Consider the following 25,394-nt stretch of genomic DNA (forward strand, 5'->3'; position numbering starts at 1 on the left):
ATTACGATGAAAAAATGGAATCAATAGCCTTAGGTTAGCATAAGTCAGCCGCAGTTAAGAGACGTCTAAGAGGGTGAAGCGTACCAAGATAAGCACTGGGCAATGCGACCACCAAAGTAATAGGCAGTCTCTAGATCGTTGGGGTGTACGGCTTGCTCGCTTTCATCATAGGTCGCGACAAGGCCAAAGGAAGAGCCAGTGCGATTGAGGTTTAAGTTATCGTTGTGCTTTGACACATCTAATCCCACCCAAAGCATGGCGTGCTGACTAGCGAGTGTGAAAAAGCCCAGTAAGGTTTGCTGCTGCTCGCCATTAATACTGCCGCCCATGGTAAACCCTGCGGCGAGTTTGTTACGCCAATCTAAGCCAACATGCGCATCGCTGGTTGCATCCATAAACGCTTTGAACTGTCCGCTGGCAGAGCCCATATAGGTTGGGCTACCAAACACAATGGCATCAAATTCTTGCAGTGCCGAAATAAGTGCATCATTGGTGTAACGGCCTTGGACAATGTCGCTGCCTACAATCTCAAACAGTTCGACACTCGCACCGCTATTGGTGGCTCCTTGCTGTATTTGCTGTGCTAACTGTCGCGTTGTGCCATTTTTAGTAAAGTAGACGATGGCTATTTTTCCTGACACGGGACTTCCTTTTGCTTGGTGTTGTAAGAAGGTGTTTGGCTTTTGGTCTCTGGTGTGGTGATGACGACGTGGTAGCCCTCCTCATCGCCTGCCTCAACAAAATCGACAAAATAGCGAATGCTGTCTAGTTCATCTTCGACATAGTGCGAGACATACAGCAACTGGCTTAGGTTTTCTTTGGCGATAAGCTCTAGGGCATTCATCACCAATTTACGCCCTAAGAAATCAAGGCCTTGATACGGTTCATCCAAAATCAGTATCGTCGGCTGTTTGATAATGGCACGTGCGATAAGTAGCAAACGCTGCTGACTGTATTCTAACGACTTGAATGCGCAATCTTTTAGGTGCGACATGTGCAGTAGGGTTAACCACTCATCAGCGGCATTGATCTGTTTTTTGCTTGGTTTGTCATAAAGACCGATGGAGTCAAAGAACCCGGACAGTAGAACGTCACGGGCATTGCAGTTTACTCGGTATTGCAGGTGCAAAGAGGAGGAGACCATACCGGTGTGCTGCTTGATATCCCAAACTGTCTCGCCGCTGCCGCGTCTTATGCCATAGATATTAATATCGTTGCTATAACACTGTGGGTGGTCACCAAAAATCATCCCGAGCAAAGTACTTTTGCCGCAGCCATTGGGACCACGAACTTGCCAGTGCTGGCCATTGTTGATTTGCCAATTGACCCCTGAGAAGATCTTTTGCTCAACGTACTCCACCTTACCGTCAGTGATTTTGACCAAGGGATCCTCGAACTTAGCGGTATGCTGATGTTTGCGGATAAGTTCGAGCCACTGTTCACTTTGCTGTGAAGATTGCGCTAAAAGCTGCGAAATAATCGGGTGCTCGCGCCATTCGCTATAGCTGAGCTGCTCCTTGAGTGCCCCTTTTTCAAACATCGCCACGTGCGACATCCAGCTTGGGACTTCATCTTCTCGAGAGGTAATGATGACGAGCTGAACGTGTAGGGATAGGTCTTTCAGATAGTCCGCTAGCATTTTACGGTGAAGGGTATCTAGACCAACAAAAGGTTCATCGAGCACCAATACTTTTGGTGCGCTGGCGAGTGCTCGCGCTAGCATCACGCGGCGGGTTTCACCGGTTGATAGCTGTCTAAAACCGCGCTCTCTAAGATGAAGTAAATCTAGCTCTTGGATAAGCTGCTCAACCACATCAGGGTTATCAGAAAACTCCGAGACCAATTGCTCAACAGTGCGTCCAAAATCAATTCGATCTAAAAACTCACTGTCGTCATTGGCTTGTTCTAATTCTAACAGTCGCTGCTGCTCGGCCAGCGAAACTTGCGCGATTTGAGTATGAGGCTGTTGGAGATTGCCCTCGTCGGCTTGCAATTCACCACACAGCAAATCACCAAGCAGGCTACCCACATTGCCATGGGTTTCGAAAACCGCCCAATGCTCACCTGAGCGAATGGACCATTCGGGTACAGACAGTGATAGCGGATGGTTTAGTGAGACATTATCAAAGAAGATATTCATAGACGTTTCCCTGTCTGAATACGAAAGTGAGTGGCTTTTAACCAACATACTAAAGCGACAGAGAAAAATGAAGAGGCTGACAGGAGAATTCGGTATCTCCTGTCAGTTATTTGAAGCTACTTGTCGAGTGCGAAGGTTGGCAAAGAGAGGTGCCAACGAATTGCGCCAAGGCGGATGACTAGAGTGGCCACAACACAGCATAGGAAGGCGCTACCCGTTGATGCGCCCATCATTAGAGCGCCTACATGGAAGGTACCGCCAATAATACAGGCGGTAGCGTACACCTCTCGCCTCAATACCATAGGTACTTCACGAGCAAGAACGTCACGAATAATACCGCCACCGCAGCCGGTTAAAACACCCATGATCACTGCAATTAAGTACGAGTCTTGAAATATCAATGCTTTTTCAACACCGATACCGACAAATACCGCAAGGCCAATGGCATCACAGACGGGCAGAACATACCAAGGTAAGCGCCTCGGGTGCCGGATAAGCATCATGGTGGCAATACAGGTGACAATAATGACCCATATATAAGTTGTATCGGTGATCCAGAAAACAGGCGTTGCACCTAGTGCCATGTCGCGGATGGTTCCGCCACCGATGGCTGTCACACTGCCAAGTACCATGACACCAAAAGGATCCATCCTAAGTCTTCCTGCAAGTATCACTCCCGATATTGCAAACACCGCCGTACCAAATAGGTCGACTAAATAAAGCATGGAATCCACAGCTATATTCTCACTGAAGAAAAGTAATAGGAAAGTGCGTCAATTTTACGGGATTTAACGTTTGCGGATAGCGAATCTTACCTGAATGTGATCAATCTCTCATTTCTTGTGAGTTCTTATTGAGTCCAAGTGCCCACAGACTTGAGTAACGGCCAGTAGGGTTCTTGGGGTCGGACGATTGAGCCAGTCCGAAGTCAGAGCCCAAACATGTTCATTTTGCACCGCAGGCAATTCTTGTTGCCATTTTGACCACATGGTGCCGTTGGCTATAGCGTGCTCTGAAGTGAAGATCGCCTCGGGCTGGCGAACGATCACTTGCTCTGGGCTGACTTGAGGATAAGGTGCTTTGCTCGTTGCAAAGATGTTTTCGCCCCCACAAAACTCGAATACCTCACTTGGCCAGTTGCCATCCGAAAGCGTAATAATGGGCTTTTCACTGAGTTGATAGAAGTAGCGCACCTTGTGGTTAGTGTCGTATTTTTGCTTGAGCTTGGAAAGCTCGGCGCGAAACTGTTTGGCGGCATTAATGCCGACTTCGGCATCATCGGCATACTGGCTTAATGCCTCGAGGTTGTTGGCAATGCCTTCCAGTGACTTGGCCTTGGAGTAATAAAGGTTAAAGCCTAGTTGCTCCAATTTCTCGAGCTCTCTAGCAGGATTTCCACTTGGCCATGCCAAAATAAGATCCGGCTCCAAGGCCACGATTCGCTCTAACTTAATACCTTGATAGTTTGCGACACGCTCGAGTTTTTCAGCTTGTTCTGGGTAGTCGCTGTACTCGCTCACTGCGATCAGTTTGCTCCCAAGACCCGCAGCGTAAGCGAGCTCTGTGGTGTGAGGAGCTAGGCTAATAATACGTTGGGTATCCGCGACTGAGGCGCTACTCGCCAGTAAGATCAGAGCCCCAAAAAGCGGTTTTTTCATGGATTACAATCCTTGATAGAAAATGAACATTACGGCGCTTTGCAGCATTAACCACAGATAAACCCGCCATGCGATGTGTTTTTGAATTTGAGCAACATGAATCGCCGCTGGTGCGATTTTGCCGCCAATGCGTGCGCGTTGCAGCTTTTCATCACCATAAATCGCGGGGCCGCCTAACGCGAGGCCGAAGCGATTGGCATAACCACAAATGAGCCAATTCGTTGCACGGTTAGACCACGCCTTAGCTTGAGAGAGGGTGTCTTGAACAGTCTTTATTGGCATGCCAAGCAAAACGGTAATCGAAAACAGTTTTTGCGGTATGTAGTCGATAAGGGTAAATAGCCTAGCTGCTGGCTTGCCAAAGGTGTGATAACCCGGTCTATTGGGGCTCCAGTTGCGCGCCAACTCCGAGCAAAGACGATACATTAGAGCACCGATCCCCCCGGCAACCCCAAACCAAAATAGTACACCGATGACGTTTCGAGCGTACCCCATAATAACGCTTTCCGCGCCCGCCTTACCCAATCCAAGCAGGGACAAAGAAGCGGTTTCTCTATTCACTCTTGAAGCGAGGAGATGGCGAGCACTTGATTTATCTTCTTTGGCGAGCGCATCGATAAAGTGGCGAGTAAACAGTTCATTACCACGCCATTCAACCGCAAGAAGCAGCAATGCCAATTGATAAAACTCGACTTTCCAAACCAGAGATTGCAAAGCCATCAGTACCGCCCAGGTTGGCAGTAGCACGAGCATTAATGCGAGTACTCCTGACAACTGTTGCTGCTGAGCCGACGTTACGGGTGAATTGACTTTGTTTGCGATATGAGTGAGCGACCGTTGCCAGAATCGAACAGGGTGCGCAGCAGGAGGAATGGGGATGAGTAGATGAAATAATAGTGCACCCCAGAGCGTTAGGAGTGCACCATTGGCATATAAACTCTCAAAAAAAGAGCTCATTGACGTCGTCCTTGTACGTGATGTTCTTTATGGCAGGGCGTGCTTATTTAAGCAGCTCAACCATTTTTACTACCATTTCAGACGAGCTTTGCGCTGCAAGTGGTAGGAATTCTTCAAAGCTCATTGGTGACTCTTTATCCGCGACATCAGAGATAGCTCGAACCACAACAAATGGCGTGTTGAATTGATGACAGGTTTGCGCAATTGCGGAAGCTTCCATTTCTACGGCGATAACGCCTGGGAAGTTCTCACTGATAACCGCTTGACGCTCTGGGCGGCAAACGAACTCATCGCCAGTACAGATAAGACCGCGAACCGCGTGCTTGTCTTCCATTTGTGCGAGTGCTTGCTCTGCTACGTCCATTAGTTTTTGGTCGGCAGTGAAAGCGGCTGGTTGGCCTGCCATTTGGCCAATCTCGTAGCCAAATGCTGTCACGTCAGCGTCGTGGTGACGAACTTCGGTTGAGATAACGACATCGCCTAGGTTTAGAGAAGACTCAAAGCCACCTGCAGAGCCCGTGTTAATCACAACGTCTGGCTGGTAATCGCTAAGGAGGATCGTTGTACCGACTGCTGCCGCTACTTTGCCGATACCTGATTGAAGTAGCACGATGTCGGCACCGTTAAGTTGACCAGTAAAGAAGGTACAGCCGCCTTTCTTGGTTTCTTCAAGGTTCACTAGTGCTGCTTTTAGGATGGACACTTCTTGTTCCATTGCGCCAATTACGCCGATTTTCATAGAGACTCTCTCAAGTTGGAAAACGTATTTTGGCGTGCAGTATAGCAACAGTCGCCACGCTTCCCAACCTTTGCGAGATGGAGCAACTAGGGATTTGCGATGACTAATCCAGTTTCGATGAGCTTAGCGCGAAATGCTTCAACTCGCTTCCTATTAACCTCAAAATCGTAGTAACCGATACGTGCTTCAGAGCGTACCAATAGCTCGCCATCTTGGATTCTGACTTCCATATCATCGACATAGCGAAACACACTCGAGGTATATTCAACCCTTAAATAGTTGCCTTCTTTCGCAGCGACTTCGGCATTTTCAAAGCTTAATGCAACCGTCTCAACCTGGTTGATGTTGGTGTCTGGCGCCAGCTTAAACGGCGCGAGTTTAAAGTCTTCACGACTATCTTGAGTCGAGACGCAGCGCGGACTGTCACCGCACGGCTGTTGGGTACGATCTGTGGTGGTTTGATAGCCAGCGCCGCAGGCGGTAAGAGCAATGGTGGTCGATAGCGTCAAAAGCTTAGTTATGGTCATAACATTCCCTTGCAAAATGTAGCCCTTAAACAAAAGCCCAGCAGAGCTGGGCTTAGTCATGGAATTTTGGGCTCTATACGTCTAAGAAGTCTAGTATGCCTTCTGCAGCTTTGCGTCCCTCATCAATGGCCGTGACGACCAAATCTGAGCCGCGAACCGCATCACCACCGGCAAAGATCTTCTTGTTGCTGGTTTGATACATAAACTCTTGAGATACAGGGGCTTTGATGCGGCCCCATTGGTCAAGTTCTACGCCATAAGGTTCTAACCACGACATTTGATGCGGTTGGAAGCCAAATGCCATGATAACCGCGTCGGCTTCCAGTACGTGCTCGCTGCCTTCCACAGGTTCAGGACGACGGCGACCCGCTTCATCTGGTTCACCTAATGCGGTCTTCACTACTTTCACGCCGCATGCGTTGCCATTAGCATCCACTTCAATGCCAAGCGGCTGAAGGTTAAACATAAAGTTGACGCCTTCCTCGCGGGCGTTTTTCACCTCGCGGCGAGAGCCGGGCATGTTAGCTTCGTCACGGCGGTAGGCACAAATGACACTGCTCGCTGTTTGACGAATAGAGGTACGAACACAGTCCATCGCCGTATCACCCCCACCCAATACGACAACCTTTTTACCTTTCATGTCGATAAACGGTAGTTCACCCTCGAGATCCATGACTTTGTAAGTATTGGAGATCAAAAACGGCAGGGCATCAAAAACGCCTGGGGCGTTCTCATTTTCCAGACCGGCACGCATGTTTTTGTAGGTACCGACGCCTAGGAATACCGCATCGTACTCTTCAACCAAGCTTGCCATCTCGACATCTTTACCTACTTCAGTATTGAGGCGGAATTCTACCCCCATCTCGGTAAAGATACGGCGACGATTGAGCATGACATCTTTCTCAAGTTTGAAAGATGGAATGCCGAAAGTGAGTAGACCACCAATCTCAGGGTAGCGGTCAAAGACGACAGGTTTGACGCCATTGCGCACCAGAATATCGGCGGCAGCAAGGCCAGCCGGTCCGGCACCGATAATGGCGACCTTTTTATCTGTCCATTCAACATGAGACATGTCCGGTTTCCAGCCCATTTCGAAGGCTTTGTCGGTAATGTACTTTTCGATGTTGCCGATAGTGACGGCACCAAAGTCATCGCTTAAGGTACATGACCCTTCACAAAGTCTATCCTGCGGGCACACGCGACCACAGACTTCAGGTAGGCTGTTGGTTTGGTGTGAGAGCTCTACCGCTTCTATGATTCGTCCCTCATTGGCGAGTTTTAACCATTGAGGGATGTAGTTATGAACTGGGCATTTCCATTCGCAGTATGGGTTACCACAGTCCAGGCAGCGATCGGCCTGAGCCGTCGCTTGCTGTTTGGTAAAGGGTTCGTAGATTTCTACGAACTCGATTTTACGAACCTTGATCGGCTTCTTTGCAGGGTCGACGCGGTTCACATCAATAAATTGGTATACGTTCTGGCTCATTATTCTGGCTCCTTCCAATTACTGTGCTTGAACGCGCAGCTCTGCGGCGCTTCGGCTTTGGTGACCAAGTAGGGTGCGAAGATCCGCAGCCTTTGGTTTGACGAGATAGAACTTCGGAATCCATTCATCGAAGTTCGCCAGAATGTGCTCAGCGTGCACTGAACCTGTCTCTTCAAGGTGCTCGGCAATCAAACCGCGCAGATGCTCTTGATGGATGTAGAGTTCAGACAGTGAAATGGCTTCCACTGATTCAGTGTTGACGCGACCTTCAAAGTCATCGTTGCTGTCCATCACATAAGCAAAGCCGCCCGTCATACCGGCACCGAAGTTCACGCCCGTTGCGCCAAGAATGGCGACGATACCACCCGTCATGTATTCACAGGCGTTGTCACCGGCACCTTCAATCACGGCGATGGTGCCTGAGTTACGCACCCCGAAGCGCTCACCAGCAGTACCTGCGGCAAAGAGCTTACCGCCCGTTGCACCGTACAAGCAGGTGTTACCGACGATAGTGGCATCGTTACAGGTAAAGGTGGTGCCTACGTGAGGCTTAATCACTAACTTGCCGCCAGCCATGCCTTTACCGACATAGTCATTGGCATCGCCAGTTAAGTAGATTTCTACCCCGCCAGCGTTCCAAACCCCAAGGGATTGTCCAGCGGTACCATCGAGATAGAGTTTGATTGGCGTTGTTGCCATCCCCTGGTTGCCATAGCGTTTAGCTACACTGCCAGAAAGCCTTGCACCCACTGAGCGGTCAGTGTTTCTCACATCAAAGTAGAAGCTACCACCGGCTTTGCTTTCAACAGCCGTTTCGGTTTGCTCGACAATCTTCTGGTTAAGCTCGGCTTTATCAAAAGGCTGGTTTGGCTCAGTCCAATACAATGGGTGAGACAGAGGGGATACAGGGGCTTCAAGGATGTTCGACAGATCGAGCTTGGATTGCTTCGCTGTCATGCCCTCTACCGCTTCCAGTAAATCCGTGCGACCAATCAGGTCGGTGAGCTTTTCTACCCCCAACTCAGCGAGCAGTTCACGTACTTCATCAGCAAGTCCCGTGAAGTAGTTGACCACCATTTCCGGTAGACCTTTAAAGTACTCTTTACGCAGCGTTTCGTCTTGCGTTGCAACGCCAGTCGCGCAGTTATTAAGGTGACAGATTCGAAGGAATTTACAGCCCATAGCAACCATAGGCGCAGTACCGAAACCAAAGCTCTCAGCACCTAAAATGGCGGCTTTAACAACGTCGAGTCCTGTCTTCAAGCCACCATCGACTTGCAGGCGGATCTTGTGGCGTAGGTTATTGGCAACCAGTGCTTGCTGCGTTTCGGCAAGTCCTAGCTCCCATGGACACCCAGCGTATTTCACCGAGGTCAGCGGGCTAGCGGCCGTACCGCCGTCGTAACCAGAGATGGTAATGAGGTCGGCATAAGCCTTAGCAACACCCGTAGCGATAGTACCGACACCAGGTTCAGACACCAGTTTCACCGATACCAGCGCATCGGGATTTACCTGTTTTAAATCGAAGATAAGCTGGGCTAAATCCTCAATGGAGTAGATATCGTGATGTGGAGGCGGGGAGATGAGTGTGACCCCTTGCACCGAGTGACGCAGCTTGGCGATTTCAGCAGTGACCTTGTGTCCTGGCAGTTGCCCCCCTTCACCCGGTTTCGCGCCTTGCGCGACCTTAATTTGCAACACGTCAGCATTGGTGAGGTAGTGTGGTGTCACGCCAAAACGACCGGAAGCAATCTGCTTAATGCGAGAGTTACGGTTAGTACCAAAGCGGCGTGGATCTTCACCCCCTTCGCCAGAGTTGGAATAGCCGCCAAGCTTGTTCATTGCCATGGCCAAAGCTTCATGCGCTTCTGGGCTCAATGCGCCAATGGACATCGCCGCTGAATCGAAGCGTTTGAACAGCTCAGTATTAGGCTCAATCTGCTCAAGCGGTAGCGCGTTGTCCGCCTTTTTCAGCTTCATCAAGTCACGCAGCATCGCGACAGGGCGGTCGTTGACCTGCTTAGCATAAGACTTGTAGTCGGACGCATCGCCAGATTTCACCGCTTGTTGAAGCGTACCGACGACATCAGGATTGTAAGCGTGATATTCGCCATCGTGGACGTATTTCAGTAGGCCGCCATGTTCAACAGGTTTGCGTTTGGCCCAAGCTTTACGGGATAGGTTGAACAGATCTTGTTGGAAGTCTTCAAAGCTCGCGCCCTGAATACGAGTGGTAACGCCGGTAAAACATAAGTCGACCACGTCGGAATGCAGACCGACGGCTTCAAACAATTGTGAGCAGCGGTATGAGGCGATGGTCGAGATCCCCATCTTCGACATGATCTTGTACAGACCTTTGTTGATGCCGTATTGATAGTTTTGCATCACATCGCGATAGCTCTTGGCAATCGCGCCGTCGTCCACCATTTTACCCAACGCTTCATACGCGAGGTATGGGTAGATGGCGGTAGCACCAAAGCCAAGTAACACGGCAAACTGATGTGGGTCTCGAGCGGTTGCCGTTTCAACAATAATGTTGGCGTCACAGCGTAGGTTGGCTTCGATCAGTCGGGTTTGTACTGCGCCAACGGCCATTGCTGCTGGGATCGGCAGTTTGCCTTTAACCAGTGCTCGATCAGAAAGTACCACTAACACGGTACCTTCTTTGACCACCGCTTCCGCTTGATCACAGAGATCGAGTAGCGCTTGCTTAAGATCTTTCTCGTTTGGATCGTAGTTAATGTCGAGGATCGTATTGCGATAGTGTTTATCGCTAAGCTCCAAAAGTTGCTGCATGTCAGAGTACAGCAATACTGGTGAGTCGAAGGCGACGCGGTATGCGTGACCATCGGTTTCACAGAACACATTCATCTCTTGACCAACACTGGTCGCTAGCGACATCACGTGCTTTTCACGCAATGGGTCGATAGGCGGGTTGGTGACCTGCGCAAACTTTTGACGGAAGTAGTCCGTAACTAAACGCTCTTTCGAGGAAAGCACGGCCATCGGGGTATCGTCACCCATGGAGCCAACTGCTTCCTGGCCCATGTCGCCCAAGACACGAAGTACCTGATCGGTTTCTTCGTTGGTCATGGCAAATTGCTTTTGATAGGTTTTGAGCAGAGTTTCATCAAAGCTGCGCTTACCCACTTGATCGTCAGCGAGCTCACTAAACGGCGTGAGTTTATGGACGTTATTCTCCATCCATTCGCGATAGGGATGACGGTTTTTCAGATCATTGTCGATATCATCGGAGTGCCACAGCTCGCCTTCTTGGGTATCGACAACAAGCAGCTCTCCAGGTCCAACACGGCCTTTCTCCGCTACCTCGTCTGGAGCGTAATCCCAAATGCCAACTTCGGATGCAAGAGTGATGAGGTTGTCTTTAGTAATTACATAGCGCGCAGGGCGCAAGCCATTACGGTCAAGGTTACAGGCTGCGTAGCGACCGTCGGAAAGGACGATGCCAGCAGGGCCATCCCACGGCTCCATGTGCTTCGAGTTAAAGTCATAGAAAGCACGAAGGTCTGGGTCCATGTCTGGGTGATTTTGCCACGCTGGCGGAACCAGCATTCGCATCGCACGGAAGATATCCATACCACCAGACAAGAATAGGTCGAGCATATTATCTAGGCTTGAAGAGTCCGAGCCTGTTTCGTTGACGAAAGGAGCGGCAGTTTGCAAATCCGGTAGTAGTGGTGAGGCAAATTTATAAGCACGAGCTTTCGCCCATTGGCGGTTGCCTTCAATGGTGTTGATCTCACCATTGTGCGCTAAGTAGCGGAATGGCTGTGCCAATGGCCAACGTGGTTGGGTGTTGGTAGAAAAACGCTGGTGGAACAAACAGATCGACGATTCCATGCGAAGATCAGCAAGATCGAGGTAGAATCGCGGCAGATCGGCCGGCATACACAGACCTTTGTAGACGATTACTTGCGTCGATAAGCTACAAATATAGAAATCTTCATCTTCCGTGATGCGTTTTTCGATGCGGCGTTTGGCGATGTAAAGACGCCTTTCTACATCTTGCTCACGCCATCCAGCGGGGGCAGAGATAAAAACCTGAACAATGTTGGGTAGCGAGCTTAGCGCGATTGGGCCGAGTACGTCTTCGTTGGTTGGCACATCGCGCCAGCCAGAAATGGTCAGAGTTTCTTGGGACAGTTCTTGGTTAATGATGTCTTTTGCAGATTGGGCTTTGACGGGATCTTTGGATAGAAACATCATGCCGACGGCATATTGTTTACCGAGGTTCCATTGGTTTTCTTCTGCGAGAAGACGGAAATAAGAATCGGGTTTTTGAAGTAATAAACCACAACCATCGCCTGTTTTTCCATCTGAGTTGATGCCGCCACGGTGAGTCATGCGGTCCAGTGCTGAGATTGCGGTGCGAACCAGTTTGTGGCTAGGTTGACCTTGCATATGTGCAATCAGGCCAAATCCACAGTTGTCTTTCACAAGACTTGGATCGTAAAGAGCCATTGCCTTTCTCCCTTTGAGCTTGCTGTCATCCTGACAGTGAATCAATGCTTTTTAATGACTTTTTATTGTTATATCAGTCATTTTTTATTAGTTAGTTATTAACAAATCGCATTTATTTTATTTTCACGAACTTCACAACGTATAGCTTATGGCAAGAAAGGTCAAGTTTTCAGAAATTTGTTGTGTATGTCTCGAAAAAACAAACAAATAATCTGTTTATTTTACAGCGAGTTGCGGCTTAAAAGGCGAGGTGGTTAACACATTGGAGCCAAGGGAATGTTGTTGTCCATTGAGGACGTGCTTCTAAGATAGTGAGCACGAGAATCAAAAAAGGCCAGCATAAAGCTGGCCAAATTCGGAAGGAATGCTGTTAGTTACTTATCCGTGTAACTAGACAGTTTGCCTTTAAGCGGAAAGCATCAATGAATCTGCTTTCGCTTCTAGGTTAGTGTTGCCCATTAGGTATTCATCGATAGCGCGTGCACACTCACGGCCTTCGTTGATACAGCGTACAACCAAAGACTGGCCTGTGCGCATGTCACCTGCAGCAAATACACCTTGTTGGTTAGTTTGGAAGTTCTCCGCAGCAACGTTGCCACGCTCATCCAATTTGATATCAAGCTGAGCCAGTACACCCGTTGGTTCTGGATGTAGGAAGCCCATTGCTAGGAACGCCATATCACAAGGGATCACTCGCTCAGAGCCAGCCACTTCTTCAAAGCTTGGACGCTCACCAGGAGCGGCATCTTTCCAAACGATATCCGCAATGCGAAGACCGGTTACTTGACCTTCATCGTTACCGATAAACTCTTTGGTTAGGATGTTCCAATGACGATCACAGCCTTCTTCGTGAGAAGTCGTGGTCTTCATGATCATTGGGTATTGCGGCCATGGCATGTTAGCTGGACGCTTCTCTGGTGGGATCGGCATGATCTCTACCTGAGTGACGCTTGCTGCTTTATGACGGTTCGAGGTGCCCACACAGTCAGAGCCTGTATCACCACCACCGATCACCACAACATGCTTATCTTTGGCGTGGATCTCTTCGCCTTTTAGGTCCATGTCGTTCGCACGGCGGTTGTTTTGCGCTAGGAATTCCATTGCAAAGTGAACGCCGTTTAGCTCACGTCCAGGTACCGGTAGGTCACGAGGTACGGTAGAGCCGCCGGTTAGTAGTACCACATCAAACTCTTGACGAAGCTGCGCCGCATTCACATCAACACCAATGTGCTGGTTCACTTTGAACTCAATGCCCGCTTCTGCCATAAGGTTAATTTTACGATCAATGATATCCATACCCAGTTTGAAGTCTGGAATACCAAAGCGTAGTAGACCACCCACTTTTTCGTCACGCTCAAAGACCGTAACCGAGTGGCCTGCACTGTTTAGCTGCTCTGCAGCGGACAGGCCCGCAGGGCCTGAACCGATGATTGCAACTGTTTTACCAGTGCGAGAACGTGGCGTTTTGGGTTTCGCATAGCCTTCACGGTAAGCCGTTTCAACAATCGTCTTCTCAATGTTACAGATGGTGATTGGGTCTTGGTTGATACCAAGTACACAAGCACTTTCACACGGAGCAGGACATACGCGACCTGTAAACTCAGGGAAGTTGTTTGTCGTGCTTAGGATGCGCCAAGCTTCTTCCCAGCTGTCACGATACACGGCATCGTTAAACTCTGGGATGATGTTGCCGATTGGGCAACCGTTGTGACAGAAAGGTACGCCACAATCCATACAACGAGAAGCCTGAGTATTGATCTTATCGCCAAACTCTTCGTTAAGAACGAACTCTTTGTTGTCTTCAATACGAACCGTTGGATCGAGCTTCCTAGGAAGCTCGCGACCATGTTCTAAAAATCCAGTAGGCTTACCCATTATACTGCCTCCACTTCTTCCGTTTGCGCTTGCTCAGCTTCTGCTTTGCGCTTTAGTAGCACTGCTTTGTAGTCGCGCGGCATCACTTTCACTAGCGATGCAATGCTGGCTTCAAAGTTGTCTAGGAACGACTGAGCGACTTCACTTCCTGTGAACTCCACATGCTTAGTGAGCATGTCTAGTAGTAGTTCGCGATCTTCTTGTTCGATTGGGTCTAGGTCGACTAGCTCTGGGTTTAGCTTGGTGTCAAAGTCACCCGCTTTATCCCAAACGTAAGCCACACCACCACTCATACCAGCGGCAAAGTTACGACCTGTTGAACCAAGGATAACGGCCACACCGCCAGTCATGTATTCACAGCCGTGGTCACCCACGCCTTCAACCACAACTTTCGCGCCAGAGTTACGAACACAGAAACGCTCACCGGCCATACCGCGGATGTAAGACTCACCAGACGTCGCACCGTAGAAACAAACGTTACCCACAACGATGTTGTCTTCAGCAACGATGCTTGATTTCGCATCTGGGTACAGCACTAGCGTACCGCCAGATAGGCCTTTACCCCAGTAATCGTTCGCATCACCTTCCACTTCGAACTTTACGCCCTTAGCAAGGAAAGCACCGAATGATTGACCCGCAGAGCCTGTGAACTTGACGTTCATTGGCTGTGGTAGACCTTGGTCTTTGTAGACTTTAGAGATCTCGTTCGACAGCATGGTACCTGCAGAGCGGTCCGTGTTGATGATTGGGAACTCAGCGTTGACCGCTTCGCCCTTCTCAAGTGCTGGGATAGCCGCTTGAATCAACTGACGGTCTAAAACCTGTTCTAGGTTATGGTTTTGCTCTGTCTGGTTGTAAACACCGTCTTCTTCACGCGCTTGTTCAATGTGTAGAACTGGCGATAGGTCGAGGTTCTTGTATTTCCAGTGAGCGATGTCGTCACGGATTTTCAGTTTCTGAGACTGACCCACCATCTCGTCGATAGTGCGGAAACCAAGCTCAGCCATCACTTCACGCAAGCCTTCAGCCATGTATTGGAAGAAGGTGACGACGTCTTCTACGCGGCCATCAAAGCGCTCACGTAGCGTTTTGTTTTGCGTAGCGATACCAACTGGACAGGTGTTTTTGTGACACTTACGCATCATGATACAGCCTTCAACAACCAGAGCGGCTGTTGCCACACCCCATTCTTCTGCACCTAGTAGAGTTGCAACGGCAAGGTCACGTGGCGTTTTCATCTGACCATCAGATTGAACCACGATACGATTACGTAGACCGTTCTTCAGAAGCGTTTGGTGAGTTTCTGCCAAACCTAGCTCCCAAGGAAGACCAGTATGGCGAATCGATGACATTGGTGATGCACCAGTACCACCATCGAAGCCTGCGATAAGGACAACGTCCGCTTTCGCTTTCGCTACACCAGAGGCGATAGTACCAACACCCGCTTCCGATACTAGCTTCACGTTGACGCGACCAGCACGGTTAGCGTTCTTCAAGTCGTAGATCAGCTGAGCCAAGTCTTCGATTGAGTAGATATCATGGTGTGGCGGTGGAGAAATTAGACCGACACCTGGAGTGGAGTGACGAGTCGCACCGATCCAGTCATCGACTTTATCACCTGGTAGCTGACCACCTTCACCCGGTTTCGCACCCTGTGCCATCTTGATCTGAATTTCATCAGAGTTGGTTAGGTAGTAAGACGTTACACCGAAGCGGCCTGACGCAACCTGCTTGATCGCAGAGCGTTCCCAATCGCCGTTTTCTTTACGCTCGAAACGTGTTGGGTCTTCACCACCTTCGCCCGAGTTCGATTTCGCGCCAATGCGGTTCATTGCAACGGCTAGAGTCGAGTGAGCTTCGTACGAGATAGAACCGAACGACATGGCACCTGTTGCGAAACGCTTAAGGATGCTTTCGATTGGCTCAACTTCTTCTAGAGGAATCGAACCTGCTGGATTCTTAACGAAGTCTAGCTGGCTACGCAGTGTTGCTGCGTTGTCGCCTTGGTCATCCACCGCTTTCGTGTATTGTTTAAACTGAGCGTAGTCTTTGTTGCGAGTTGACTGTTGCAGTAGCGAGATAGTTTCTGGATTAAACAGGTGCTTTTCACCACGCTGTTTCCACTGGTAAACACCACCCACATCAAGAACTTGTACTGGGATCTCACGTGTTGGGAAGCCAACACGGTGACGGATCAGCACTTCTTTGGCGATGTCGTCAATGGTTAGACCTTGAATACGAGAAACCGTACCCGTGAAGTATTTCTCTACGACAGATTTGCTGATACCAAGGGCTTCAAAGATCTGTGCACCGTGGTATGACTGCAGCGTTGAGATACCCATCTTCGAGAAGATCTTCAGAAGACCGCCGTTGATAGACTTACGGTAGTTCTCGAATAGCTCAGAGATGCTGGTTTCTGGATCCAGCTTCTTAGTGCGCTGTAGCTCCACCATAGTTTCGATCACTAGGTATGGGTTTACTGCGTTCGCGCCGTAGCCCACTAGCGTTGCAAAGTGGTGCGTTTCACGTGCGTCACCCGTTTCAACCACGATGTCACACTTAGCACGTAAGCCTTTACGGATTAGGTGGTGGTGAACCGCGCCTACTGCCAGCATTGCTGGGATCGCAGCGTGGTTAGAGTTAATCGCACGGTCGGTTAGCAAGATGATTGAGTAACCATCGATAACTGCGTCTTCTGCGTATTGGCAGATACGTTTCAGTGCACGCTCTAGCTTACCTTCGTCTTCGCTTGCTTGGAATACGATATCCAGTGTCTTCGCTTGTAGGTGCTCATTATCGATAGCACGCAGCTTCTCAAGTTCTGAGTTAGACAGAACTGGAGACTCAAGCTCAACTTTTTGACAGTGCTCTGGCGATTCTGCTAGTAGGTTCTGATCTTTACCTAGGTAAGTGTTCAGAGACATCACCATGCGCTCACGAATCGGGTCGATTGGTGGGTTGGTTACTTGAGCAAACAGCTGCTTAAAGTAGTTGGACAGATGTTGTGACTGGTGCGAAAGGATCGCGAGTGGCCAGTCAGCACCCATTGCAGAAAGTGGCTCTTTGCCATCTTTTGCCATAGGGACAATGATTTCGTTTACTTCCTCCGAGCTCACGCCAAACGCTTGCTGTTTGTGCAGTAGTTTCTCTGGAGAAGGTTGGCTGAATTCGTTGCTCGCATCTGGAAGCTTCTTCAGGCTAAGTAGGTTCTCTTCTACCCATTTCTGGTATGGCTGAGCACTTGCAATGCCATCTTTCACTTCTTCATCAGAGATGATGCGACCTTGCTCTAAGTCAGCAACGAAGATACGACCTGGCTGCAGACGGCCACGGAACTCAACGTTCTCTGGCTCAATATCTACAACACCAGATTCTGATGCCATAACGAGGAAGTCATCTTTGGTCACGGTATAACGTGATGGACGCAGACCGTTACGGTCAAGCGTTGCACCTACCTGAACACCGTCAGTGAAACATACCGATGCTGGGCCATCCCATGGTTCCATAACGTTCGCGTGGTACTGGTAGAACGCACGACGGGTTGGATCCATGTTTTTGTTTTCTTGCCATGCTTCAGGGATCATCATCATTAGCGCATGTGGCAGGCTACGACCAGACAGAACTAGGAGCTCAAGTGCCATATCGAAGTTTGATGAATCCGAGCTGCCTTCTTGACAGATAGGGAGCAGCATGTCGATTTCTGCTTGTGTGAACAAGTCAGATTCGATGATAGCTTCACGTGCCTTCATCCAGTTCAAGTTACCGCGAACTGTGTTGATTTCACCGTTATGGGCAATGTAACGGAAAGGCTGCGCTAGGCGCCATCTTGGGAAAGTATTGGTAGAGAAACGAGAGTGAACCAGCGCAAGTGCTGTCACCATCGTTGGATTTTGTAGATCGAGGAAGTACTGAGGTACTTGCTCAGTGGTTAGCTGACCTTTGTACACCAACGTCTTGTAAGACATAGAGTTAATGTAGAAGTCATCACCGATGTTTGACACGCTTTCTAGACATACACGCACTGTGTAGTTACGCAGAACGTAAAGCTTGCGCTCAAGTTCTTCTGGTGTGCAGCCTGGGCCGCCAGTTACGAATACGTGTTCAAATTGAGGTTCTGTGCTTAGTGGGTCAGCACCGATCATCGAATTGTCGGTTGGCAGCACGCGGTAGCCAATCACTTCTAGGTCTAGGCGCTGAGCGTTGCGCTCTAGGATGTCACGACATTGTGCGCGCTTGTGCTCATCTTTAGGGAATAGCACTACACCTACACCGTACTTCTCAAACGATGGCAGTTTAATGCCTAGCTTCACGGCTTCTTCTAACAGAAACTCGTGTGGCTTTTGAAGTAGGATACCTGCACCGTCACCGCTACATGGGTCACAACCTTGACCGCCACGGTGTTCCATACGTGCCAGCATATCCAAGGCTTGAGTCACTACATCGTGAGATTTACGGTTTTTTAGGTGAGCAACAAAACCGATACCACAAGCGTCATGCTCCAATTCTGGAGTATACAGACCTTGTGCATTCTGCTCTCTATCTACCATAGATACTTCCTTCCAGTTAAATCTAGACGCAATTAGAGTGTGTGATTGCGTCTTGTCCTTTGTAATTTTGATTCTTGACTGCCAGAGGGGGCAGTGTTCGAGTCCATTCAGCATCTCGCAGGAAAAGTGTTGCGAGAAAAACATTCCGTGGTGATATTCAATGTCTACGTTCCACAATCTAGTGGAATCTGTTGGTGGGAGTAGAATATCGACCCTAATCAACCAATCCGTACTGTAATAAAAACGGCAAATACAGCAGAATTGTGTAAGTATCCTACAATTTTGTCCTCGTTAATTCCAACGAAACTTACGTCTGTTACACATTTTTTTTATCTTGTTTTGAATATATTTTATAACATCGATGCAACATTTCGGGTTTTCTGCTTGTTTTTCTGCATATTTATTGATTTTGATTAAGAGTGTTTAAAACGCCGATTGCTACTATTCATGGTTTTCTTTTGCAGGGATGTAATTTAGTTTCACAAATTAGAGTGAGATTCATTCTTATTAGTAGGTTTTTTGAGCATGCAATTACATGAGTTAGTGAATACCATCGGCCAAGATCTGCAGCGCCGATATGGAGAAAAGGTTCACAAGCTAACCCTGCACGGCGGCTTTAGCTGCCCAAATCGCGATGGCACTATAGGGCGTGGCGGTTGTACATTCTGTAACGTGGCATCCTTTGCCAGTGAAGAGACCCAGATCCAATCGATTCACGACCAGCTCACCGATCGCGCTGGTGAGGTTAAGCGTGCTAAGAAGTATCTGGCGTACTTTCAGGCCTACACCAGTACCTACGCTGAAGTCCAAGTGTTGAAAAACATGTACGAAGAAGCGCTTAAATACGCGGATATCGTTGGCCTGTGTGTGGGAACCCGTCCAGATTGCGTGCCTGACTCTGTACTAGAGCTGCTTGCCGGTTATGTCGAGCAAGGCTATGAGATTTGGCTTGAACTCGGTTTGCAGACGGCGAACGATCAAACCTTAAAGCGCATTAATCGCGGTCACGACTTTGCGGTCTACGATGAAATCACCAAGCGTGCTCGCGCTCTAGGCATTAAAGTGTGCACGCACTTGATCGTCGGTCTGCCAAACGAAACTAAGCAAGATAACCTACAGACGCTAGAAAAAGTGCTGGCAACCGGCACCGATGGCATCAAACTGCATGGTTTGCATATTGTTGAAGGCAGCACCATGGCAAAAGCTTGGCGTGCAGGACGCCTTGAAGCACCGAGTTTAGAATTCTACTTAGATGTTGCCAGTGAGATGATTCGCCGCACGCCGGCTGAGATTGTTTATCACCGCGTATCTTCATCGGCCAGACGCCCAACACTGCTCTCACCATTATGGTGTGAGAACCGCTGGCTGGCGATGACTGAGCTTGGTCGAACTCTGACGGCAGAAGGTGCTCAGGGAGCACTGACCGAGAATCCGTTTATTTATCACAAACCTGTTCTCAAATAATTCGCCTTCCGTGTGCAAACTTAGGCTTAGTGATAGACTTAGCCCAGTTGTAACGCACGGAGTGCTGAATGAAACCCATCAAAAATCTCGCGCAATACTATGTCGACCTATTGGTGAAACTCGGTATTGTGCGCTTCTCTATTATATTGGCGCTAGCTCTTGTCGCCCTGGCCGTTGTGGTTCAGGTCGGTATTACCTTGGTACTCAATGGGCGCGTTGATGATATCGACATTGTTCGCTCGGTGTTCTTTGGTCTATTGATCACCCCTTGGGCGGTGTATTTCCTCTCGGTCGTGGTTGACCAGCTTGAAGAGTCTCGTCAGCGTCTCGCTAAGATGGTCTCGAAGCTCAAAGAGATGCGCTCTCGCGACCAAGAACTTAATCACAAGCTGCAGCAAAACATTCGTAAGCTCAATCAAGAAATTGAAGAGCGCCAAAAAGCCGAAGAGGCACGTGAAGAGGCGATGAAGGATCTTGAAAACGAAGTCTTTCAGCGTGAACGCACTCAGTTAGAACTCGCTGAAAGAACCGCGTTGCTGCGCTCGTTTATCGACGCCTCGCCAGACCTTATTTATTATCGTAACGCCGAAGGCGTGTTCTCTGGCTGCAATAAGGCGATGGAAGAGCTCACAGGCCGCAAAGAGCAGGACTTGGTTGGCCTCACGCCATGGGATGTTTATTCGGAAGAGATCGCAAAACAAGTGGTGGAAACCGACCACAAGGTGATGGGTGACAATCAGGCACTCACTTATGAACAGTGGCTCGAATACCCCGACGGCAAAAAATGCTTCTACGAGCTTCGTAAAGTGCCGTTCTACAGCAAAGACGGTCGTCACCTTGGGTTGGTGGGCTTTGGCCGTGATATCACCGAACGTAAGCGTCATGCGGAGTCTTTAGAGAAAGCGAGCCGAGATAAAACGACGTTTATTTCAACCATCAGTCACGAACTGCGTACGCCCCTTAACGGCATTGTTGGTTTGAGCCGTATGCTGCTAGATGGGCAGTTAAATGGTGAGCAGCGCAAGCAACTGCAAACGATCAATGTCAGTGCGATTACGCTTGGTCATATCTTTAACGACATTATTGATATGGATAAGTTTGATAGGCGCAAGCTTGAGCTGTTCCCAGAGCCGTTAAACTTTGAAGATTTTGTCGCCGAGCTAGAAAGCATCTCAGGCTTGATGGCGGAGCAAAAAGGGCTGCGTTTTGATCTTGAGAGGCTGACTGATTTGCCAGAAGGCGTTGTGGTCGATGCCACGCGTCTGCGTCAGGTCATTTGGAACTTGGTGAGTAATGCCATGAAGTTCACCAAGCAAGGCGGTGTGGTGATGACCATCAGCGCCGATATTGAGGATGGCCGCGCGTACATCACGATTGAAATCGAAGATACCGGTATCGGCATTCCGCAAAAAGAGCTCGATAAGATTTTTGCTATGTACTATCAAGTGAAGTCGGGCAAAGACAATCTGCACGCGGTTGGCACCGGTATTGGCCTTGCGGTATCGAAACAGCTGATCCAAATGATGGATGGCGATATTACGGTGGACAGCGAAGAGGGCTTCGGCAGTACCTTCACCCTGACCATCAATGTTCCATGTGCGGATGAAATACAGCTTGCACCGATTGAAGTGAAGCGACAAGGAAGCTTGCGTATCTTCTTACTGGAAGATATTGAACTTAACATTACTGTCGCGCGTTCTTTGCTTGAGAGCCTTGGTCATACGGTTGATGTCGCGATGACCGGCGAAGAAGCGCTCGCCAACTTTAAATCGGATGAATACGATCTGGCACTGTTGGATATTCAGCTTCCAGATATGACCGGTTTCGATGTCGCTCAGGAGCTAAGAGCGCGTTATTCTGAACTGCCGCCGCTTGTGGCACTCACGGCCAACGTGCTCAAAGACAAGCAGGAGTATCTGACAAACGGCATGGACGATGCCATCAGCAAACCGCTCAGCGTGAAAGCACTCACCGAAGTGATTAACAAATGTCACGGCGATGATGCCTCGGAAGCGCCGCAACCGGAGGAGAAGGAAGTGGAAACAAATATCAACAGTGAAGTCTTCAATCGCTTGTTGGATCTGGACATGCTGGAGTCGTATGTCGATATCGTTGGCAGTGCGCCTGTGCTCGATAGCATCACGATGTTTGAGCAGATGATGCCAGACTATATTGAAATCCTCGACTCTAATATGACGGCCAAAGATCAGCTAGGCATTGCCTCTGAAGCGCACAAGATAAAAGGGGCGGCGGGCTCTATTGGTCTGAAACGTATTCAGTCCATCGCTCAAAAAGCGCAGTCGCCAGACCTACCAGCATGGTGGGAGAATATTGAAGATTGGGTTGAAGAGATCAAGAACGAGTATCAGAATGATATTCAGATATTAAAATCGTGGTTGGAAAGTAGGGAATCAAAATGAAAAAAATAGTCTCAGCGGTCGCACTTTCTATCGCATTGATCGGTTGTGCGTCATCACCAACGGGAAATGCAATTTGGGCGTCCAGTGATACCGTAATGGTGGAGCAAGAAGCGGTGCGCTTAGAGTCCAGCCTTTGGATCGATATGATGCCTAAAGTTGGCGAAACTTCGGCGCTGCTTAAAGAGCAAAACCTCTTTGGTGCTCTGTATTTGCGCACAGAGAAGCAGCTTCCTGCGGGTATGGACGTGAGCAAAGTTGTGCTTAAGCAGGGAGATATGGTGTGGGAGTTTGATGGTGACGATTTCGAACTTAGAACTCAGTCAGAGAGTCAATGGGAAGTAGCATTCAATTGGCAGTTGGAAGTAAACATTACAAAACCGGTCGATGTCGCTGTGCAGCTTACAGACAGCGGTCGAGAAATTTGGGTTGTTAACAGTGAAGTGCCGGTAGATACCGTTTACTAGTCAGGCTAACCAAGCAGCTAAAAACAAAAAGGGACGCAAGCGCGTCCCTTTTTTGTCCTTGATAATCGACGTCCGATTATTCTTCTAGGTCGCCACAAAAGCGGTAACCTTCACCGTGAATCGTTGCGATGATCTCTGGCGTACCAGATACAGATTCAAAGTGCTTACGGATACGACGGATAGTGACGTCTACCGTACGGTCATGTGGCTTAAGCTCACGACCAGTCATCTTCTTAAGAAGGTCGGCACGAGTTTGGATCTTGCCTGGGTTCTCACAGAAGTGTAGTAGTGCACGGAACTCAGAGCGTGGCAGCTTGTAGCCGTCGCCGCTTGGGCTAACGAGTGAACGGCTGTTGATATCTAGAACCCAACCATTGAACTCGTATTTTTCAACGCTGCGTTTTTCTTCTGTCGCTGCGCCGCTGCTCATAGAGCGAGTCAGTAGGTTACGTGCACGGATAGTCAATTCACGTGGGTTGAATGGTTTTGTGATGTAGTCGTCTGCACCAATCTCTAGACCAAGGATTTTATCAACTTCGTTGTCACGACCAGTTAGGAACATAAGAGCAACATTCGCTTGCTCACGTAGTTCACGTGCTAGCAGTAGACCATTCTTACCAGGAAGGTTGATATCCATGATAACTAGGTTTACAGAGTTTTCTGACATCACCTGGTGCATTTCCTGACCGTCGCTGGCCTCGAATACAGCATATCCTTCTGCTTCAAAAATGCTTTTTAGGGTGTTACGGGTTACTTGCTCATCTTCAACAATAAGAATCTGCGGGCTTTGCATCGGCGGTACCTAAATTAAACTTGTGAAAATTCTGTCTGTAGTAGAATAAATTCTAGGCAAAAAGTTAACATATAGGTAATGTTTCTTGGAGGTTTTACTCACCATCATAGAAACAGTTACGTTTTACGTCGCCATCCATGATGTTGCCAAAAAACGAGAAATCCCTTTAATCTCTTATTATTCTGCTAGGTCATTGAGGCGAATTCTATAATGTTAACAGCATGCTAACAATGGTCAAATGTTAATTCCATGCACTTTGTTGATTTAAATCAATAGCTGCTTTGTAACAAATATTAATAGTATTGGGCAGAGGCTAAATCTTAGGTAGTATGAGTATCGATGCACAACTTTGGCGTGCTTATTCACGCATAGCGATGCGTTTTCTCAGTGAGTGGGAATGCGACAGCTTCGCCATCATAACGGCTTTCAACCCTAGAAGCCAAAAGGTTAGTGAGGAAGAAAACTGCATAAAAAATCTAACGCTGGAGCGAGACTTCGCGGGTTTTCCCTACGTAAGTGTAAACGTCGGCGATCCAAGCTTTGAATGGGTGGAAGCGAGCTTTGCAGTGCACATGCCATTGGCGCAAGCGTGTGAGTTAGCGCAAAAATATGAGCAAAATGCCATCTACTGGGTCGAAAATGGTGTACTGTTTTTGGTCTCCTGTGATGAAGATCGGACGCAAAAGAATTTAGGCTTGTTGAGTCAGTACGTGTGTCACTGACCGTTTGACTGGGCAAGTGAAAAAGGAATTTTACTTTAATGCTCTCTAAAGGTACGGCTGTTTTGGTGCCTATTGAGCTATTATCACGGAGGAAACATGAGAGATATCACACCTGATATTTGTGACCAACACGAAGACAAAGTGATGCTGCTGAACTTGCCGCTGCAAAACTTTGGTCAACGCGCCGCCTTTTGGGGCGAGATTGTCACGGTACGTTGCTACCACGACAATTCCATGGTGCGAGAAGCGCTGGGTCACGATGGTAAAGGGAAAGTACTCTTTGTTGATGGAAATGGCTCGTGTGCGAAAGCGCTATTGGGCGATCAGTTGGCGATCATGGCCATTGAAAAAGGCTGGGAAGGCGTCATTGTAAATGGTGCAATTCGCGATGTTGCCGCTATGTCGGAGATGGATCTTGGAGTGAAAGCACTCGCAGCGTGTCCATTTAAGACGGAGAAGCGCGGAGCTGGACAAATCAACGTCACACTGACCATGAATAATCAAATTGTTCAGCCAGGTCACTACGTGTATTCAGATTGGAATGGGGTGCTAATTAGTAAGGAAGCCCTAGAATTTTAGTCTGTAAGTTGTAATCGCTGTAACTACACACTCAACTAAAAACGGAAGCCTAGGCCGACTTCGACCCCTTGTTGCACTTTTTCAAAGTCAAAGGTGGCGTGAACGTCTAGGTTTTCTGTTAGTCTCATTCGGCTCGAAATCTCGGCCGCCATCGCACCTTGTGTCTCATTATTCTCTTCGTATTGATATCCACGCAGCGTACTCTTAACAGAGATACGATCAGATACCTGATAGTTAACGCCACTGAGAAAACCACGGTCATTAGTGATGTCTGAATTGTTGAGGCGGGCACCAATGTACACGTCTAGAGAATCAAACACAGCGTATGAGTAGCCGCTATCAACATTCCACACGTCGAAAGAGTCTGCACTGCTGGATTTACTACCAGAAGATAAGAAAAAGCTGTGTGGTGATTGATTATGCTGGGAAGGGAGCGCTGGGAGCTCAACAGAAAATGCTGAAGCGCTGAACAATAAACCACTAGAAACCAATAACGCTAGGGCGTATAAAGACACTGCTCTCATGGCACCACTCCTTGGTT

The 25,394-nt window shown here is 48.8% G+C and carries 18 protein-coding genes; 5 read left to right on the forward strand and 13 right to left on the reverse strand.

Annotated elements, in window-relative coordinates; all coding sequences use genetic code 11:
• Positions 1-65: 65 nt before the first annotated feature.
• The 11 genes from AAA946_RS02915 to gltB (AAA946_RS02965) form a co-directional block, all read right to left on the reverse strand.
• Positions 66-641 carry a flavodoxin family protein gene (locus tag AAA946_RS02915; RefSeq protein ID WP_338163546.1) on the reverse strand — a complete coding sequence of 192 codons (576 nt, stop codon included), beginning with the start codon at positions 639-641 and terminating at the stop codon, positions 66-68.
• A complete protein-coding gene (locus tag AAA946_RS02920; protein WP_338163547.1) occupies positions 626-2,140 on the reverse strand; it encodes an ATP-binding cassette domain-containing protein in 1,515 nt (504 codons plus the stop codon). The genes AAA946_RS02915 and AAA946_RS02920 overlap by 16 nt, the downstream gene beginning before the upstream one ends.
• Positions 2,141-2,256: 116 nt before the next feature.
• Positions 2,257-2,874 carry a TRIC cation channel family protein gene (locus AAA946_RS02925; RefSeq protein ID WP_338163548.1) on the reverse strand — a complete coding sequence of 206 codons (618 nt, stop codon included), beginning with the start codon at positions 2,872-2,874 and terminating at the stop codon, positions 2,257-2,259.
• A gap of 99 nt (positions 2,875-2,973) precedes the next feature.
• Complete coding sequence (gene btuF / locus AAA946_RS02930; protein WP_338163549.1) at positions 2,974-3,798, reverse strand: vitamin B12 ABC transporter substrate-binding protein BtuF; 825 nt, start codon at positions 3,796-3,798, stop codon at positions 2,974-2,976.
• A gap of 3 nt (positions 3,799-3,801) precedes the next feature.
• The gene (locus AAA946_RS02935) at positions 3,802-4,755 is read right to left on the reverse strand and encodes a cobalamin biosynthesis family protein (protein ID WP_338163550.1); all 954 of its coding nucleotides are present in this window, start codon (positions 4,753-4,755) and stop codon (positions 3,802-3,804) included.
• A 43-nt stretch (positions 4,756-4,798) separates the two neighbouring features.
• The gene (gene mtnN / locus AAA946_RS02940; RefSeq protein ID WP_338163551.1) at positions 4,799-5,494 is read right to left on the reverse strand and encodes a 5'-methylthioadenosine/S-adenosylhomocysteine nucleosidase; all 696 of its coding nucleotides are present in this window, start codon (positions 5,492-5,494) and stop codon (positions 4,799-4,801) included.
• Positions 5,495-5,580: 86 nt separating this feature from the next.
• Positions 5,581-6,021: a DUF1499 domain-containing protein gene (locus AAA946_RS02945; RefSeq protein ID WP_338163552.1), complete on the reverse strand. Its 441-nt coding sequence runs from the start codon at positions 6,019-6,021 to the stop codon at positions 5,581-5,583.
• Positions 6,022-6,094: 73 nt separating this feature from the next.
• Positions 6,095-7,507, reverse strand: coding sequence for an FAD-dependent oxidoreductase (locus AAA946_RS02950; RefSeq protein ID WP_338163553.1), 1,413 nt, complete (start codon positions 7,505-7,507; stop codon positions 6,095-6,097).
• An 18-nt stretch (positions 7,508-7,525) separates the two neighbouring features.
• Positions 7,526-11,989 (reverse strand): glutamate synthase large subunit, encoded by a 4,464-nt coding sequence (gltB, locus tag AAA946_RS02955; RefSeq protein ID WP_338163554.1) that lies wholly within the window; start codon positions 11,987-11,989, stop codon positions 7,526-7,528.
• 405 nt (positions 11,990-12,394) lie between these two features.
• Positions 12,395-13,864 (reverse strand): glutamate synthase subunit beta, encoded by a 1,470-nt coding sequence (locus tag AAA946_RS02960; RefSeq protein WP_338163555.1) that lies wholly within the window; start codon positions 13,862-13,864, stop codon positions 12,395-12,397.
• Positions 13,864-18,411 (reverse strand): glutamate synthase large subunit, encoded by a 4,548-nt coding sequence (gltB, locus tag AAA946_RS02965; RefSeq protein ID WP_338163556.1) that lies wholly within the window; start codon positions 18,409-18,411, stop codon positions 13,864-13,866. Before gltB (AAA946_RS02965) ends, AAA946_RS02960 begins: the two co-directional genes overlap by 1 nt.
• 525 nt (positions 18,412-18,936) lie before the next feature.
• Between gltB (AAA946_RS02965) and AAA946_RS02970 the strand changes: the two genes are divergently transcribed.
• The 3 genes from AAA946_RS02970 (at position 18,937) to AAA946_RS02980 (ending at position 22,759) form a co-directional block, all read left to right on the forward strand.
• Positions 18,937-19,875, forward strand: a complete 939-nt coding sequence (locus tag AAA946_RS02970; RefSeq protein ID WP_338163557.1) for a TIGR01212 family radical SAM protein — start codon at positions 18,937-18,939, stop codon at positions 19,873-19,875.
• A gap of 68 nt (positions 19,876-19,943) precedes the next feature.
• Positions 19,944-22,295, forward strand: coding sequence for an aerobic respiration two-component sensor histidine kinase ArcB (arcB, locus tag AAA946_RS02975; protein ID WP_338163558.1), 2,352 nt, complete (start codon positions 19,944-19,946; stop codon positions 22,293-22,295).
• On the forward strand, positions 22,292-22,759 hold the full coding sequence (locus tag AAA946_RS02980) for a hypothetical protein (protein WP_338163559.1): 468 nt from the start codon (positions 22,292-22,294) through the stop codon (positions 22,757-22,759). The genes arcB and AAA946_RS02980 overlap by 4 nt, the downstream gene beginning before the upstream one ends.
• Before the next feature lie 76 nt (positions 22,760-22,835).
• On the opposite strand, the gene arcA is transcribed toward AAA946_RS02980, so the two are convergent.
• The gene (arcA, locus tag AAA946_RS02985; protein WP_338163560.1) at positions 22,836-23,552 is read right to left on the reverse strand and encodes a two-component system response regulator ArcA; all 717 of its coding nucleotides are present in this window, start codon (positions 23,550-23,552) and stop codon (positions 22,836-22,838) included.
• Between the two features lie 329 nt (positions 23,553-23,881).
• Between arcA and AAA946_RS02990 the strand changes: the two genes are divergently transcribed.
• Together AAA946_RS02990 and AAA946_RS02995 are read left to right on the forward strand one after the other, a co-directional pair.
• On the forward strand, positions 23,882-24,274 hold the full coding sequence (locus AAA946_RS02990; protein WP_338163561.1) for a DUF3293 domain-containing protein: 393 nt from the start codon (positions 23,882-23,884) through the stop codon (positions 24,272-24,274).
• A gap of 96 nt (positions 24,275-24,370) precedes the next feature.
• A complete protein-coding gene (locus AAA946_RS02995; RefSeq protein ID WP_338163562.1) occupies positions 24,371-24,853 on the forward strand; it encodes a putative 4-hydroxy-4-methyl-2-oxoglutarate aldolase in 483 nt (160 codons plus the stop codon).
• Positions 24,854-24,888: 35 nt separating this feature from the next.
• Here the strand turns inward: AAA946_RS02995 and AAA946_RS03000 are convergent, their stop codons facing one another.
• The gene (locus tag AAA946_RS03000; protein WP_338163563.1) at positions 24,889-25,377 is read right to left on the reverse strand and encodes a ribonuclease regulator; all 489 of its coding nucleotides are present in this window, start codon (positions 25,375-25,377) and stop codon (positions 24,889-24,891) included.
• Positions 25,378-25,394 lie beyond the last annotated feature (17 nt).

This window comes from Vibrio sp. 10N (assembly GCF_036245475.1).
In the GTDB taxonomy this organism is placed as follows: domain Bacteria; phylum Pseudomonadota; class Gammaproteobacteria; order Enterobacterales; family Vibrionaceae; genus Vibrio.